At 70.6% G+C, this 16161-nt stretch carries 13 protein-coding genes; 9 read left to right on the top strand and 4 right to left on the bottom strand.

Translation table 11 applies throughout. The features are described from left to right. Nucleotides 1-93: 93 nt before the first annotated feature. The gene (locus AFR_RS04000) at nt 94-2253 is read left to right on the top strand and encodes a hypothetical protein (RefSeq protein WP_023358026.1); all 2160 of its coding nucleotides are present in this window, start codon (nt 94-96) and stop codon (nt 2251-2253) included. Here AFR_RS04000 and AFR_RS03995 read toward each other — a convergent pair. Continuing rightward, entirely contained in the window at nt 2240-3883 is a 1644-nt protein-coding gene (locus AFR_RS03995) for a hypothetical protein (protein WP_148307867.1), read from the bottom strand. The two genes, AFR_RS04000 and AFR_RS03995, sit on opposite strands and share 14 nt — an antisense overlap. 39 nt (nt 3884-3922) lie before the next feature. Continuing rightward, nucleotides 3923-4183, bottom strand: a complete 261-nt coding sequence (locus AFR_RS03990) for a hypothetical protein (protein ID WP_148307866.1) — start codon at nt 4181-4183, stop codon at nt 3923-3925. 131 nt (nt 4184-4314) lie between these two features. On the opposite strand from AFR_RS03990, the gene AFR_RS03985 reads away from it, so the two are divergent. Then, nucleotides 4315-5052 (top strand): response regulator transcription factor, encoded by a 738-nt coding sequence (locus AFR_RS03985; protein ID WP_041840589.1) that lies wholly within the window; start codon nt 4315-4317, stop codon nt 5050-5052. Then, nucleotides 5030-6574, top strand: a complete 1545-nt coding sequence (locus AFR_RS03980) for a sensor histidine kinase (RefSeq protein ID WP_023358022.1) — start codon at nt 5030-5032, stop codon at nt 6572-6574. The genes AFR_RS03985 and AFR_RS03980 overlap by 23 nt, the downstream gene beginning before the upstream one ends. On the opposite strand, the gene AFR_RS03975 is transcribed toward AFR_RS03980, so the two are convergent. Beyond that, nucleotides 6575-6982 (bottom strand): hypothetical protein, encoded by a 408-nt coding sequence (locus AFR_RS03975; RefSeq protein WP_023358021.1) that lies wholly within the window; start codon nt 6980-6982, stop codon nt 6575-6577. A gap of 338 nt (nt 6983-7320) precedes the next feature. On the opposite strand from AFR_RS03975, the gene AFR_RS03970 reads away from it, so the two are divergent. The 4 genes from AFR_RS03970 to AFR_RS03955 all read left to right on the top strand — a co-directional run bounded on the left by AFR_RS03970 (nt 7321) and on the right by AFR_RS03955 (nt 12317). Then, nucleotides 7321-8322 (top strand): 3-deoxy-7-phosphoheptulonate synthase, encoded by a 1002-nt coding sequence (locus AFR_RS03970; protein ID WP_238547327.1) that lies wholly within the window; start codon nt 7321-7323, stop codon nt 8320-8322. A gap of 100 nt (nt 8323-8422) precedes the next feature. Further along, the gene (locus AFR_RS03965) at nt 8423-10528 is read left to right on the top strand and encodes an ArnT family glycosyltransferase (RefSeq protein ID WP_023358019.1); all 2106 of its coding nucleotides are present in this window, start codon (nt 8423-8425) and stop codon (nt 10526-10528) included. 137 nt (nt 10529-10665) lie between these two features. After that, nucleotides 10666-11898, top strand: coding sequence for a bifunctional glycosyltransferase family 2/GtrA family protein (locus AFR_RS03960; protein ID WP_023358018.1), 1233 nt, complete (start codon nt 10666-10668; stop codon nt 11896-11898). Between the two features lie 119 nt (nt 11899-12017). After that, the gene (locus AFR_RS03955; protein WP_023358017.1) at nt 12018-12317 is read left to right on the top strand and encodes a DUF3040 domain-containing protein; all 300 of its coding nucleotides are present in this window, start codon (nt 12018-12020) and stop codon (nt 12315-12317) included. 1 nt (nt 12318) lies between these two features. On the opposite strand, the gene AFR_RS03950 is transcribed toward AFR_RS03955, so the two are convergent. Continuing rightward, nucleotides 12319-12891, bottom strand: a complete 573-nt coding sequence (locus tag AFR_RS03950) for a TetR-like C-terminal domain-containing protein (RefSeq protein WP_023358016.1) — start codon at nt 12889-12891, stop codon at nt 12319-12321. A gap of 66 nt (nt 12892-12957) precedes the next feature. Between AFR_RS03950 and AFR_RS03945 the strand changes: the two genes are divergently transcribed. After that, nucleotides 12958-14334 (top strand): amidohydrolase family protein, encoded by a 1377-nt coding sequence (locus tag AFR_RS03945; RefSeq protein ID WP_023358015.1) that lies wholly within the window; start codon nt 12958-12960, stop codon nt 14332-14334. A 333-nt stretch (nt 14335-14667) separates the two neighbouring features. Beyond that, nucleotides 14668-15351, top strand: coding sequence for a class I SAM-dependent methyltransferase (locus AFR_RS03940; RefSeq protein WP_023358014.1), 684 nt, complete (start codon nt 14668-14670; stop codon nt 15349-15351). The last annotated feature ends 810 nt before the right edge of the window (nt 15352-16161 follow it).

Here is a 16161-nt window from a genome sequence, read left to right as displayed (position 1 = left end):
GGCACAACATCGGTCGTACGGCGAGTGTTCCGCTGCCCCCAGCTTCCCGACAAAACGCCGTAATCCGCAACCCTCGCGGCACAGAATGCCGGGGTGGGCGACTTCCCGCTTCATCTGGTCCAGGCTCCGCCGCGTCCCCGTTTCGGGCGTGGCAAGGCGCTGCTGATCGGTGTCGTGACACTCGCCATGTGCCTCTTCCTTGCTGGTGCCGTGCCGCGGCCGGCGCTGCGGTCCCCTGCCTTTGCCATCGCGGGGATGACGGGAATCGGTTCACCGCCGGCCGGGCGGTCCTGGGCGCCGAGCCCGGCATCGACGGCCGGGCTGAGCAGTGTCGCCACGGCGGCCGGGCAGGAGTTCGCCCTGCACACGGCCGGTGGGGACGTGACGTTCCTGCCGGGTGTCAACCTCGGCAGCACCACCCCGGGATATCAGCCGGGTGAGTTGTCGATCAGCGCCGCGCAGTACCGGACCTGGTTCGCGGCGATGAGCTGGCTGGGGATCCGTGTCGTGCGGATCTACACCATCCATCCGCCCGCCTTCTACACCGAGCTCGCCGCCCACAACCGCGCGAACCCCGACCGGCCGCTCTATCTGATGCAGGGCGTCTATCCGCCCGACGAGTCCAAGCGGAACCTCTTCGACCGGGCCGTCACCGAGGCGTTCCGAACCGAGCTGCTGGACGCGGCCGAGGCCGTGCGGGGCCGTCTCAGCCGGGAGCCGCAGCGCGGACGGGCGAGCGGCACCTGGCGCACGGACGTCACATCGTGGCTGGCCGGCTGGATCATCGGCGCCGAGCTCGACCCGTCCGCGGCCACCGCCTCCGACCAGCGCAACGCCTCGGCGCCCGCCGTGCGCGGGAAGTTCTTCCGCAGCACCCCGCAGGCGTCGCCGACCGAACGCTGGCTGGCCGCCCGCATGGACGAGCTCGCCACCGCCGAGGCCGCCGACGGGCTCAGCCAGCCGATCGCCTTTGTCAACTGGCCGACCACCGACCCGCTGCGTCACCCCGAGGAGCCGCTCGAGCAGGAGGATCTGTACCAGCTCGACGCCAACCACGTGCAGCCGACAGCGGCGTGGCCGGCGGGAACGTTCGCCAGCTACCACGCCTACCCCTACTACCCGGACTTCCAGCGGCACGAGCCCGCCCTCCAGACCTTCCGGTACGCAGGACGCCCCGACCCGTACGCGGGTTACGTCACCGCCCTGAAGCGGCACCACCGGACCATGCCCACGATGATCACCGAGTTCGGCGTGCCGTCGTCCCTCGGTTCGGCGCACAACAGCCCGCTGGGGCGTACGCAGGGTGACCACAGCGAGCAGGAGGCCATGCGGATCGACGCCGAGCTGCTGCGGCTGATCAAGGAGCAGGGTCTCGCGGGCGCTTTTCTCTTCGGCTGGGTCGACGAGTGGTTCAAGTTCACCTGGAACACCATCGAGCACCAGGATCCCGAGCGCCGCCAGCTCTGGCACGACCCGCTCACCAACGAGCAGCACTTCGGCCTGATCGCCATGGACGCGGCCGGTTCGCCGGACGCTGCGACGCAATATCTGCTGGACGACGAGGACGGCTGGCCTGTCCGGCGCATCACCTCGCGCGTCGACGAGGCGTTCGTGCGTCTGCGGATCGCCCTCGGCACGCCGGCGCCGGGCACGCTCACGCTCGGTTTTGACGTCTTGCCCGGGCTGACCGGGCCGCCCGCACCGGGTTCCGCCAACCGGGCCGCCGACGCCGCCTTCTTCCTCGATCTCACCGCCCGCACCGGGCAGGCCTACCTGCGCAAACAGCTCGACCCGCTGCCGCTGGACGTCACCGTGCCGGTCGCCGCCCGCGGGCCCGCACCGATCGGCTGGCAGCGTTTCGAACTGATCGTGGACCGCGACCTGACGGTCCCGACGACCGGCGAAAAACTCCCGGCCGAGCTGCAGAACGCCGGCTTTCTCCGGTACGGCAGCAGCACCGTGGACAGCCGTGCCCTGTGGGAGCGCGACGGCGACAGTCTGATGGTCCGGGTGCCGTGGGCGATGCTCGGTTTTGCCGACCCGTCGAAGCACATGGTCGGTCTGCCCGTGGACCGCAAGCTGACGATGCAGGCCAGCCCGGGCATCGGGGTGACCGCGTCGGCCACCGGCACGGACCAGACCACCGGGCACGTGACCTGGACGAACTGGAACCGCCCGTACTACACCGAGCGGCTCAAGCAGGGCGCCGACGTGTTCCGCGACGCCGCGCTGGAGACGGCTACCGCTTCCTGACCAGCAGCGCGGCGAGTCCACCACCGAGCAACAGCGTGCCGATGGCGGTCAGCGCGATCGGGCTCAGCCCCGTGACCGGCAGGCCACCACCGGCGCCGGGCAGCACCGACACGGCCATCCGGCGCGGCTCCGGAGTGTCCGAGGGCAGCGGCGCAACAGCGGCCGGTGCGGCCGTGACCAGATCGCTCACCGTGATCCCGTCGCGGGTCCGGACCACCACCGCGACGTCGTACTGCCGCCCGTTCTCCAGATCCACCAGCTCACAGCCGTCCGCGGTGGCGACAGCCAGCGTGCAGGTCGAGCCGTAGTCGGCGGTCGTCGCCCAGAAATACAGGAACTCCCCCGAGCCCATGTCCGCCGGCGGCCGCCAGAAGACCCGCAGGCCACCGTCGAGCGCCCGCACCTGCACACCCTCCGGCGCGGCGGGTGGCCGCGGCAGACCCTTCACTTCCACCGGTACGGCGGCAGCAGACGTACTACCCGTCCCGAGCTGACCGTCAGCGCCCGCACCCCAGCAGACCACAACACCCCGGGTGTCGAACGCACAACTGTGCTCGTCACCGGCGTCGAGGTCGCGCAGGGCCGAGGCGGTCCGGACGCCGACCGGCACCGCCCGCCGTGACGCTCCCCCGGCGCCTTCGCCCCAGCAGAACGCCTGGCCGCGACCGTCGAGACCGCAGGTGTGCTCGCCGCCGGCCGTGATGGTGCTCAGCGTTCCGGTGACGCCGACGGCGACCGGCTCGACCTTGGGCTTCACCGTTCCGGAGCCGAGCGCGTGGGTTCCCCAGCAGAAGGCCAGGCCGTCGGCGTCGATCGCGCACGCCTGCATGCCACCGACGCCGACCTCGCGGATCTTGCCGCGCATCGGCCCGTCCGCGGCGACGGCCATCGGCTCGTCGCGGTCACCGTGCCCGGCGGTGCCCAGTTGCTCGTACGCGTCGGAGCCCCAGCAGAAGGCCGTCCCGCCCGCAGTTGTCGCGCACGTCGCGTCCCGCCCGGCGGAGATGTCCACGACGGGGTCGCTCATCCCGCTGCCGGTGCTGACGCGGACCGGGGTCTTCGAGCCGCGGACGCCCGGCGCCCCGAGCTGTCCCCGCGAGCCGTCACCCCAGCACCAGGCCGCGCCCTCGTCGTCGATGGCGCAGGAGTGCCGGGCGCCCGTGGTGATCTCGACCAGGGTCCGGCCGCTCAGGCCCGTGACCTTGACCGGGGAGTCCTGGTCCGTCTCCGCGCCGTCGCCGAGCTGACCCGCGGAATCGTCGCCCCAGCAGGACGCCGCGCCGCGCAGGTCGATCGCGCAGGTGTGCGCCTTGCCCGCGTCGACCTGGACCGCTCCGCGCAGGGCGCGTACCGGTGTACCGAAGCCGTGCGGCTCACGTCCGTCGCCCAGCTGGCCGGAGGAGTCGTCACCCCAGCAGTAGAGATCACCGAGGCTGGTGACCGCGCAGCTGTGGGCACCTCCGGCCGCGACCGTGGCGGCGCCCAGGGTCGCGGTGCGGATCGTCGCGGCGCTGATGCCGGGCGGGTACGGTGCTTCCGCGGCCGCCGGCATCGACAACAGGACCAGGAAGAGCGCCGCGACGACACCTCCGAGACGGCACAATCGCACCCGGTTCCTCCGCTCACCCACGCCAGCACAATGCGGGCCATTATGCGGAGTTTCGAGGTATTAGTCCGATTCCGACACGCTGCGGCCGCGACCGGCGGCCGGGACCTCGGCCAGCACGTCGCTGCTCGTGATCGTGTCCGCGGCACTGACCGTGGAGAAGCCGACCAGCTCACCGGCGCCCAGGCGGGTCGCGAGCACGTGACCGGGCCCGAAGGCCGCCGCCACCGCCAGCGTCGCAGCCAGCACCACACCGGTGGTCCGCCGGCGCCAGGCCGGGCCGCGGAAGGAGACGTTGCTGCGGGAGATCGTCATGTCCGTCATGGCGATCACGATGGTTGCCGAGCGTGTCGGCACGCTGTGCGAAAACCGTGCCGTTCCTGTGGGGCACAACGCACAGGTGCTACACAGGAAGCGGAAAGCCGGCGCAAAGCGTGACCCACGACAGTAGGGGCATGACGATGGCGAACGCAGACACCAGCACGGAGCTCCGGCGGCCCGACGGCGGCCCGGTCCGGGTCCTCGTGGTCGACGACGAGCCCACCCTCGCCGAGCTCCTCTCGATGGCTCTGCGTTACGAAGGCTGGGACGTCCGCAGCGCCGGTGACGGGCTGACCGCCGTCCGGACCGCCCGCGACTTCCGGCCCGACGCCGTGGTGCTCGACATGATGCTGCCCGACATCGACGGCCTCGAGGTCCTGCGCCGGCTGCGGGGCGAGTCCCCCGAGGTGCCCGTGCTGTTCCTGACGGCCAAGGACTCCGTCGAGGACCGCATCACCGGCCTGACCGCGGGTGGCGACGACTACGTCACCAAGCCGTTCAGCCTGGAGGAGGTCGTGGCCCGGCTGCGCGGCCTGATGCGCCGGATGGGCCACTCCCCGATGCGGACGGAGTCGCAGCTCATCGTCGGTGACCTGAGCCTGGACGAGGACAGCCACGAGGTCCGCCGCTCCGGCGACCTGGTCACGCTGACCGCGACGGAGTTCGAGCTGCTGCGCTATCTGATGCGCAACCCGCGCCGGGTGCTGAGCAAGAGCCAGATCCTCGACCGCGTGTGGAACTACGACTTCGGCGGCCAGGCGAACGTGGTGGAGCTCTACATCTCCTACCTGCGCAAGAAGATCGACGCCGGCCGCAACCCCATGATCCACACGATGCGCGGAGCCGGTTATGTCCTCAAGCCCGCCGACTGACCTTGCCGCCAGCCGCCCGGCCCGCTGGAACCCGGCGGGCTGGCCGCTGCGCACCCGCCTGGTCGCGATCATGGTCGGCCTGCTGGTACTGCTCGGCCTGGTCGTCGGGGCGGCCGCCGAGATCTATCTGCACCGGACGCTCTACCAGCAGGTCGACGCGAAGCTGATCGAGACCAACGGCCGCAACCGTCCACCACCGCTCAACGGCGGTGGTGGCTACTACCGCGGCGACCGTCCCCCGCCCGGATCCGAGACGGGCTGGATCGTGCTGCGCCTCGACACCGCCGGTCAGGTGCTCGGCGACGGCGGCATCGTCCGCCTGTCCCAGAGCTCCGAGGGATACACCGATCTGGGCTTCAGCGATCTGCCCGGCTCGACCGTGGCCCAGCTGGCGGCGGAGGTCCCCGACAATCGGCCGCGCGACCTCGACCTCGGTGGCGACCTCGGCGACTACCGCATCGTCTCGTCGATCAACGCGACCGGCGGAGTCAGCGTCACCGCGATCCCACTGGCCTCCACCCAGGCCACGCTGCTGCAGGTCGCGCTGGTCACCGGCGGCGCCGTGCTGGCGGCCCTCCTCATCGCCGGGTGGGCGGGCGCCGTGATCATCCGCCGTACCCTGCAGCCGCTGTCCCGGGTCGCGGCCACCGCGACCAAGGTCTCCGAGCTGGAGCTGGACCGCGGCAAGGTCGACCTCGCCCAGCGGGTCCCGGCGGCGGACACCGACCCGCGTACGGAGGTCGGCGCGGTCGGGGCGGCGCTCAACCGCATGCTCGACCACGTCGGCAACGCCCTGGAGGCCCGTCACGCCAGCGAGACCCAGGTACGCCAATTCGTCGCCGACGCCAGCCACGAGTTGCGCACACCACTGGCGGCGATCCGGGGGTACGCGGAGCTGAGCCGGCGCAGTCGTCAGCCCGTACCGGAGGAGATCGGCCATGTTCTGCGGCGGGTCGAATCGGAAGCGACACGGATGACCGCGCTGGTCGAGGATCTGTTGCTGCTGGCCCGGCTGGATGCCGGGCGGCCGCTGGCCCACGACCCGGTGGACCTGACCATGCTGGTCGTGGACGCGGTCAGTGACGCCCACGCGGCCGGGCCGCGGCACGACTGGCAGCTCGACCTGCCGGAAGAGCCGGTGACCATCACCGGCGACGGGCAGCGGCTGCACCAGGTGCTGGCCAACCTGCTGGCCAACGCGCGGACGCACACGCCGGAGGGCACCACCGTCACGGTCGGGGTCGGCCAGGACGGCAATACCGCGCTGCTGAGCGTGACGGACGAGGGCCCGGGCATCCCGGAGGAGTTGCAGCCGCACATCTTCGAGCGGTTCGCGCGCGGTGACAGTTCACGCTCGCGGGCGGCCGGCAGCACCGGACTGGGCCTGTCGATCGTGCACGCGGTCGTGACCGCGCACGGCGGGACGGTGTCGATGCACAGTGCGCCGGGCCGTACGGAGTTCATCGTCCGGCTGCCGATGACGGCCTCGGTGGCGAAGCAGCCCGAGTTCGTGACGCGGTAGTCAGCGGCCACCCAGGCGCAGGCCGTCCATCAGCACGTCCCGGAGATCGTTCAGCAGGGCGCCGGCCGCCTCGCCGTCCGTGACGTGCAGCTCGAGCGGCACGGACGCGCTGTCCCGGCCGACGATCACGTCCAGGGCGCTCAGCGCGCGGCCGGCCAGCTCACTCGTCACGTTCGGGCAGGCCGCGGCGAGCAGACGGTCGTCCACCCAGGGCAGACCGGCGGCGCCCGGCAGGCCGGCAGCTATGGCCGCGATCGCAGTCAGCGCCTGCGTCGGCGGAATCTCACCCAGCAGGACGGCCGGTGTCTCCCAGACGCGGAACACGACCGTCGCCACGGCCTGCCGTCGCTGGGCCGGGGACAGCCCGGCCAGGCCCTCCAGGAGGTACGGCGCGCTCGCGTTGTTCATGCGTTCAATGGCAGCACAGCAAGTTGCACGTGCCCATACCCCGGCTGACGGACACCCGGTCGTCGAGATGGGCTAAGCTCACCGCGTGTCCTTCTGGTATCAGTGGTTTACGAGGCCGGCGCCTGCCGGTGCCTCGGCCATGATCCCATGACCTGAGACACCCCCGTAGGGCCGGCCGAGGCAGCGACAATCGTCGCTGCCTTTTCGTTTGCAAAAAACAGCCGGCTCAACTGCCCGGGGCCGCCGGCCCCCGGGCACCGGCGGAGGAGAAGACAGCCGTGACCATCCCCGAGGTGCAGCGGGTCAGCGACCAGCGCATCGAATCCGTCGTGCCGCTGATGAGCCCCGCGCTGCTCCATCACGAGCTGCCGCTGACCCACGAGTTGTCCGCGACCGTGCTGGACAGCCGCCGGCAGGTCGAAGCCGTGCTCGACGGCCGAGATCCCCGACTGCTCGTGGTGGTCGGCCCGTGCTCGGTGCACGACCCCGTCGCCGCCACCGAGTACGCCGACCGGCTCAAGGTCGAGGCCGCCCGGCTCTCCGACGACCTGCTGATCGTCATGCGGGTCTACTTCGAGAAGCCGCGGTCCACGGTCGGCTGGAAGGGCCTGATCAACGACCCCGGGCTGGACGGCACCGGTGACGTCGGCAAGGGCCTGCGGGTCGCGCGGGCGCTGCTGCTCGAGGTGCTCGGCCGCGGGCTGCCGGTCGGCGTGGAGTTCCTCGACCCGATCACCCCGCAGTACATCGCCGACACCGTGGCCTGGGGTGCGATCGGCGCACGGACGGTCGAGTCGCAGGTGCACCGGCAGCTCGCGTCGGGCCTGTCGATGCCGATCGGCATGAAGAACCGCCCCGACGGCAGCATCGCCACCGCCATCGACGCGATCAACGCCGCGGCGGCGCAGCACGTCTTCCCCGGCATCGACGTCTCCGGCACCCCGGCGATCATGCACACCACCGGAAACCCCGACTGCCACCTGGTGCTGCGCGGCGGCAAGGGCCCGAACTACAGCGCCGCCGACGTCAACGCCGCACTCGCGCTGCTCAAGGGGGCCGGGCTGCCCGAGCGGGTCGTCGTGGACTGCTCCCACGGCAACAGCAACAAGGACCACCTGCGCCAGCCGATCGTCGCCGACGACGTCGCGGGTCAGCTCGAGGCCGGCCAGCAGGGCATCAAGGGCGTGATGCTGGAGAGCTTCCTGATCCCCGGACGCCAAGACCTCGGTGGCGAGCTCGCGTACGGCCAGAGCGTCACCGACGCGTGCATGGGCTGGGAGCCGACCGTGGGTGTGCTCGACCGGCTCGCCATCGCCTCGGCGAAGCGCCGCACCGCCTGATCGGTAGTCACAGGGGGCGCACAGGAAGGGCATAAGGGTCCGACAGGCAGGCGGAAGACAGTGACGGTGTCAGTGCTTCCGCCTGCTTTAAGGACCCTCGATGACCTCGACGTTGCCCGTACCGCCGATGGTGTCGCCGGCCGAGCCGCCACCCGCAGCCCGTCCCCGGTCCCGCCGGTCCGCGTTCCTGCGCGGCCGTGAGGACGATGCCCCCTGGGTACGCCCGTCGCTGCTCGCGCTGCTGATCCTCACCGGCGTCCTCTACCTCTGGGGTCTCGGCGCGTCCGGCTGGGGTAACGCGTTCTACTCGGCGGCGGTGCAGGCCGGCTCCGAGAGCTGGAAGGCCTTCTTCTTCGGCTCGTCGGACGCCGCCAACTCGATCACCGTCGACAAGACACCGGGCTCGCTGTGGGTCATGGCGCTCTCGGCCCGCATCTTCGGCGTCAACGCGTGGAGCATCCTCGTCCCGCAGGCCCTGATGGGTGTGGCGACGGCCGGACTGCTCTTCACCACGGTCCGCCGCTGGTACGGCCCGGCCGCCGGCCTGATCGCGGGCGCCGTCTCGGCCCTGACCCCGGTCGCGGTGCTGATGTTCCGCTTCAACAACCCGGACGCGCTGCTGGTGCTGCTGATGGTCGCCGGCGCGTACGCGACCGTGCGGGCCATCGAGAACGGCTCGACCAAGTGGCTGGTCCTGGCCGGTGTGTTTGTCGGCTTCGGCTTCCTGACCAAGATGCTGCAGGCGCTGCTGGTCGTCCCGGCGTACGCGCTGGCGTACCTCTTCGCCGGCCCGCCGAAGCTCGGCAAGCGCATCGCGCAACTGCTGCTCTCCGGGCTGGCGGTGGTCGTCTCGGCCGGGTGGTACATCACGATCGTCGAGCTGGTGCCGGCGTCGATGCGCCCGTACATCGGCGGGTCGCAGAACAACAGCCTGCTCGAGCTGACCCTCGGCTACAACGGTCTGGGCCGGCTCAGCGGCAACGAGACCGGCAGTGTCGGCGGGGGCGGTGGCGGCGGCTGGGGTGAGACCGGTCTGCTGCGGATGTTCGACAGTTCGCAGGGCGGTCAGGTGTCCTGGCTGCTGCCCGCGGCGCTGATCGTGCTGGTGGGCGGGCTGGTCCTGACCTTCCGGGCCGCGCGCACCGACCGGCTGCGCGCGGGGCTGATCCTCTGGGGCACCTGGCTGATCGGTACGGCGCTGGTGTTCAGCCTCATGCAGGGCATCTTCCACGCGTACTACACCGTGGCGCTGGCCCCGGCGATCGGCGCGGTGGTCGGCATGGGCGCGACGCTGCTGTGGCGTCACCGGCGCAACGTCTTCGCGGCGGCAACGCTGGCGACGGCGGTCGCGGTGAGCGCTTGGTGGTCGTTCCACCTCCTGGGTCTCAGCCCCGACTTCCTGCCCTGGCTGCGCTGGGTCGTACTGGCCGGCGGCATCTTGGCCGCGCTCGGGATGGTGGCCGCACTGCAACTGCCGGCGCGGATCGCGCTGGCCACCGCCGGGCTGGCGCTGGTGGCGGTGCTGGCCGGGCCAGCCGCCTACGCGGTGCAGACGGCATCCGAGCCGCACACCGGATCCATCCCCACGGCCGGACCTGAGGTCCAGGGCGGCGGCGGCTTCGGCGGACGCGGCGGCCCCGGCGGCGGTGGCGGCGGTCGCGGCCAGCGCGGCGGCTTCCCCGGCGGCGGTTTCCCAGGCGGCGCTTTCCCCGGCGGCGGTTTCCCGGGCGGCACCCAGGGCGGCACCCCGCCGGGCGGAACCACCGGAACGGCCCCGGGCGGCACAGCGCAAGGCGGCGGGATGCGTGGCGGCGGTGGCATGGGCGGCCTGCTCAACGCCGCGACCGTCAGCGACGAGATGAAGTCCGTGCTGGACAAGAACGCCGACCAGTACACCTGGGTGGCCGCGGCCGTCGGTTCGCAGAGCGCCTCGGGATACCAGCTCGCCACCGGTGACCCGGTCATGGCGATCGGCGGCTTCAACGGCAGCGACCCCTCACCCACCCTCGCGCAATTCCAGCAGTACGTCGCCGACGGAGAGATCCACTACTTCATCGGCAGCGGCGGCGGTTTCGGCGGCGGCCGGGGTGGCACCGGCTCGAGCGGCAGCAACTACAGCTCGCAGATCTCCGAGTGGGTCACCGCGAACTTCACCGCGCAGACCGTGGACGGTGTGACGCTCTACGACCTGACCGCCACGCAGTGATCCACCCGCTCGACCAGTCGCAGGCGGTCCCCGCATCAGGGGGCCGCCTGCGCGGCGCGCCACTACAGAACCGAACTCATAGGTCGCCCACAGCTTCGCCATATTCCGGGCAAAGCCACGAAGCCGACCGTGGTGCCATGAGCCTTTCGACGCTGCCTTCGCACACTTCCGAGCAGGTACGGGTCCTCGCTCCGGTGCTCGACGTGGTCGTACCGGTCCACAACGAGGAGATCGACCTCGAACCATGTGTGCGCCGGCTGCACGACCACCTGCGGGCCGAGTTCCCGTACCGGTTCCGGATCACCATCGCGGACAACGCCAGCACCGACTCCACGCCGGACGTGGCCGCGCGGCTCGCCGAGGTGCTGCCGGACGTGACGTCGGTGCGGCTGCCGGAGAAGGGTCGCGGGCGGGCGCTCAAGCACGTGTGGACACACTCGGATGCTGCTGTCCTCGCGTACATGGATGTGGATCTTTCGACGGACCTCGGCGCGCTGCTGCCGCTCGTGGCGCCGCTGATCTCGGGCCACTCGGATCTGGCGATCGGCTCCCGGCTGGCCCGCGGCTCGCGGGTCGTGCGCGGCGTCAAGCGGGAGGTCATCTCCCGCACCTACAACCTGATCCTGCGTGGGACACTCTCGGCGCGCTTCTCCGACGCCCAGTGCGGCTTCAAGGCGATCCGGGCGGAGGTGGCCGAGCGGCTGCTGCCGCTGGTCGAGGACACCGGCTGGTTCTTCGACACGGAGATGCTGGTGCTGGCCGAGCGGGCCGGGCTGCGCATCCACGAGGTGCCGGTCGACTGGGTCGACGACCCCGACAGCCGCGTCGACATCGTGGCGACCGCGTTGGCCGACCTGCGCGGCATCGCCCGCCTCACCCGGGCGCTGGGCAGCGGTCGGCTGCCCGTGGCCGCGCTGCGTGAGCAGCTCGGCCGCAACCCGCTGCCCGTGGCGGGCGTTCCAGCCGGTCTGACCGGTCAGCTGCTGCGCTTCGCGGCGGTCGGTGTGGCGAGCACGCTGGCTTACCTGCTCCTCTATGCCCTGCTGCGCACCGGCGCCGGCCCGCAGGCGGCCAACCTCGTCGCCCTGCTCGTCACCGCCGTCGCGAACACCGCGGCCAACCGAAGGCTCACTTTCCGGGTACGCGGAAACGGCGGCGCGTGGCGTCATCAGGCCCAGGGGCTGGTCGTCTTTGCCATCGGACTGGGGCTGACCAGCGGCTCACTGGCCCTGCTGCACCTGGCGAGCACCCCACCGACCATCGTGGAGCTGGCGGTCCTGGTCCTCGCCAACCTGGTCGCCACCGGCGTCCGTTTCCTGCTCATGCGCAGCTGGGTCTTCCGCACCACCACGCGCACGAAACAGGCATGAACACCATCCGCTGAAGAGTATGAATTTGGTGACGCGCGGGTAACAATGGCATCGACCGGAACGATGCATCGAGTTCCGGTCGATGTGCCTTTCTGTCCGGGCCCGCCGGAGGTGGCGACATGCTCAGCAAGGAAGACAACCGCAGACTGGCGCAGCTGGAACGTCAGCTCCGCCGCGAGGACCCGGACTTCTGTGCACGGATGCGCGGCGATCTGCCCACCCGCCGCCGCGTGCCGATCTCACTCGTACTGGCCGGCTGTGTCGTCTGGGCAGCCGCCCTGACCCTGGCCCTCCTCGGCTGGTGGGGCGCCGCCGCGATAGCGGGCGTCTGGGGCACGGTCATCGTGGCCGCGCTCGCCTACCGCTGCCGTCCAGGCCGGCCTTCACCCGGACCAGGGCTGCTACCCCCACCCTGGTGACTCAGGAAGCCAGCAACGGAAGCAGGACCTCGTCGATCACTCCGGCCACCTCGTCGTCAGCGAGGGAGTCGGATCGCCACGCCTCCACCAGTAACAGCCGGGGCCCGATCGAGGCCATCCGCTCGGTGACCCGGGCCGGATCGGCCTCACCCCGCGCCGCCGCCTCACCCAGCACCGCGAGCAGCACCTCCTGAGCCGGCCGGATCACCGAACTCCACACCTGCTCGAACAGCTCCGGATGCTGCCCCCGGTAGGCCACCAGCGACCGCAGCGCCTGCCCGCGCGGCTCGGCCAGCTCCCGCACGAACTGCGACAACAGCGCGAGGAGATCAGCGCGCAGTGACCCCGTACCGGGTGGGGCCAAGGGTTGCCCGAAGCCGGTAGCGGGATCGGTCAGCGCGGCCATCACCAGCTGGTCCGGGCTGGACCACCGCCGGTAGAGGGCCGCCTTGCCGGTGCCCGCCGCGGTCGCGACCTTGTCGAACGACAACTGCGCAAACCCGGACCGGGCCAGCTCCCCCAGCGTGGCGAGATAGATCGCCTCGGTCAGCGCGGCCCCTCGACGACGGTTCATGGGTTCATCATGGCTGCTACGGTGTTAGGGAACAGATCTGTTCACTAACTCAGCCGGGGAGCCCCGATGGATCGCCTCACCAACGTCACCGTGGTCGATCCACGGGACGGCACGACCACCGCCCACCAGGACATCCACTTCGCCGACGGCCGCATCACCAAGATCGGCACAACGGCCGGCCCCCACCCGGACGCCATCGACGGCCAGGATCGTTTTGTCGTGCCCGGCTTCGTCGACATGCACGCCCACCCGCTCAACCTCGCCGACCCGGCACCCGAGCTGGGCCTGATGCTCGCCTTCGGCATCACCGGCTTCCGCCAGATGAGCGGCACCCCCGACCTGCTCCGCCACCGCCCCGACACCACCGACCGGACACCGGCCCTGCTGGCCACCCCCGGCCCGGTCCTCACACCCATCAACGCGGGCAAACCGGCGACGGCGGTGGCCGAGGTGCAACGCCAGGCCCGAGCCGGCGCGGACTTCATCAAGGCCGCCCTGATCACACCCGACGTCTACTACGCCGTCCAGGCCGAAGCCGACCGCCTGGGCATCCCGGTCGTCGGCCACCTCCCGGCCGGCATCGACGTCCGGGCGGCCTCCCGCGCAGGCTTCCGCTCGATCGAACACGTCGGCCCCCAACTGGGCGTCCTCGCCGGCTGCTCCTGCCACGAGGACCACCTGCGCGCGGCAAGCTCAGGCAACCCGATCCCGGCCCCACCCTTCAAAATTCCCTTCGCCGACCGCATCGCCGGCAAACTCCTCCAGCGCATCGTGATCAACCCGTCCCAGCTCACGACCCCCGCCACCCTCGCCGCCGTCCGCGAAACAATCGACACCTTCGACGAGGACAAAGCCCGCACCCTGGCCCGCCAGTTCGCCGACAACGACACCTGGAACTGCCCCACCCTGATCCGCATCAAGGCCCAGCAACTCTGCGACAACCCCACATTCGCCGCCGACCCGAACCTGCGCTACGCCACCACCAAGGAACGCAAGGCCTGGACCCGAGCCGCCGAGTCCTTCCACCAAAAGTTCACCGAAGCCCAGCGCGCCACCTTCACCGAACAATTCGACCTGCAAAAACGAATGGTGAAGATCCTCGCCGAAGAAGGCGCACCCCTGCTCGCCGGCACAGACGCGGTCGGCGCAGCCTGGGTAATCGCCGGCGCCTCCCTCCACGACGAATTCGACCTACTGGCCGAATCCGGCCTGACCCCACTCCGCATCCTTCAAACCGCCACCACCGACCCGGCCCGCTTCCTCAACCGCGAAAAGACCGCCGGAACCGTCTCCGCCGGCAAAGAAGCCAACCTCGTCCTCCTGGACGCCGACCCCACCACCAAAGCAGCAAACCTCCACACAATCAGCGCCGTAATCCGCGCCGGCACCCACCACAACAAAGAAGCCCTACAGTCCCTAAAAGCCCAAGCCACCAACCGCTGACCCCACCACCCAACCCCGGCTGATTTGTGGCGGCTTGATTGAGCCCCACCGCGCTTGGAGCGGGGAGTATCGACTCTCCGTAGCAGGAAGCCGTCGGAGGTCCCGGTCGCGTGTGGAGCGTCCGAGGCGATTCGCCGCGACTACCGGCGGGGCGTGGCCTGCCGGAGCGGTACGGGGCGCACCGCCGGGTGGTGCGGCAGGCAGTCGATTCGGCGGACCCGCCACGCCTCCCGGGCTGGGACCTCGTGCGTTGTCCGGTGTCATCTGCGCACGCTGATACCGTGCGCGGCCGGAGATCGAATCACCCTTCGGTGGCGATGGGGGAAGATTGCGGTGCTCGAAGGCGGCAACACTTCAGGGCCAGGCGAAAGCACAGACGGCTGGCTTGTCGACACCCGGACGTCATACGACACCGTCGCCGGCAGTTACGCCGACTTCGTCCGCGATGCGCTGGCCAGGGAGCCATATCTGCGTGCTGCGCTCGCGCTGTTCGCAGACCTGGTCCACGCCGCCGGCGGCGGGCCGGTGGCCGATCTCGGCTGCGGCCCCGGACATGTCACCGCCCATCTCCACAACCTCGGTGTCGAGGCCTTCGGCGTAGACCTGTCGCCCACGATGGTCGACATCGCCCGCCAGGATCACCCCGGCTTACGGTTCGAGGTGGGCTCGATGACGGATCTCCACCTTGCCGACGGATCGGTCGCTGCTCTGCTCGCTTTCTGGTCGCTGATCCACATCCCGGACGACGCAATCCCCACAGCCCTGAATCATTTCCGGCGCGTGCTGCGACCTGGCGGACCAGTGTTGATCGGCTTCCACGTCGGCAACGAGTCCCGGCTGAAGACCGAGGGCTACGGCGGCCATCCGATGAAGGTCTACGTCCATCGCCGTCAGCCCGAGCAAATGTCCGCCTGGCTCCGCAACGCCGGTTTCACGCTCAACGCACAAATGGTCCTCGATCCAGACGGAAGCTCTCCAGGAGCAATCCTCATCGCACACCTGACACCCAGCAACTGATCCGAGGCTCCACTGGAAGCCCGCCACCCGGACCCAGCCCACCAGCGACGACGCAACCGACAGGCGTCCTCACAGCCGCAGTTCGCCGACTCCCACACGACTGGCACGCGCTGCAAAGGGTCTGGCGATCCGCTGAGCTGACCGACGCTGAAGCTCACCCCAAACCGTCCGACGCGGAGTGCCGAGAGCCGGCACAACCAGAACCGCAACCGGCGAGGTACGCCGCCTGACCCACCACCCACACCCAGGCCTGCCCGCCAAAATCCCCCACCAGGACCACAACAAAGGCCAAACCAAACCGCAGGGGACCGCGAAGCAGAACCGCGAATCCAGCTGCGAGTAACCATCCGCCACCAAAACCGACGGCCATGCAAGGTTGGGGGCCGGGGGTGACCAAGAACGGCATAAAACGCCCCACAGCCGTCTTGGTCACCCCCGGCCCCCAACCGTCCACCGCAACCGCCCAAGCCAACACCGACCACCGGGGCACAGGGTTGTGGGGCGGTCGGGTGGGGGGCGGTGGTGCGGTCGGGTGTGGGGCGTTGGTGCGGTCGGGTACGGGGCGGTGGTCCGGGAGCTGTGGTCCGGGAGCTGTGGTCCGGGAGGCGGTGGCCCGGGAGCTGTGGTCCGGAGGCTGTGGTCCGGAGGCTGTGGTCCGGGAGGCGGCTGTCCGGGAGGCGGTGATCCGGGAGCTGTGGCCCGGGAGCTGTGGTCCGGGAGCTGTGGTCCGGAGGCTGTGGTCCGGGAGGCGGCTGTCCGGGAGGCGGTGATCCGGGAGGCGGTGGCCCGGGAGCTGTGGTCCGGGAGCTG

It is taken from the genome of Amorphoplanes friuliensis DSM 7358, assembly GCF_000494755.1.
Classification (GTDB): Bacteria; Actinomycetota; Actinomycetes; order Mycobacteriales; family Micromonosporaceae; genus Actinoplanes; species Actinoplanes friuliensis.
This window is presented reverse-complemented; position numbering and strand designations above follow the sequence as displayed.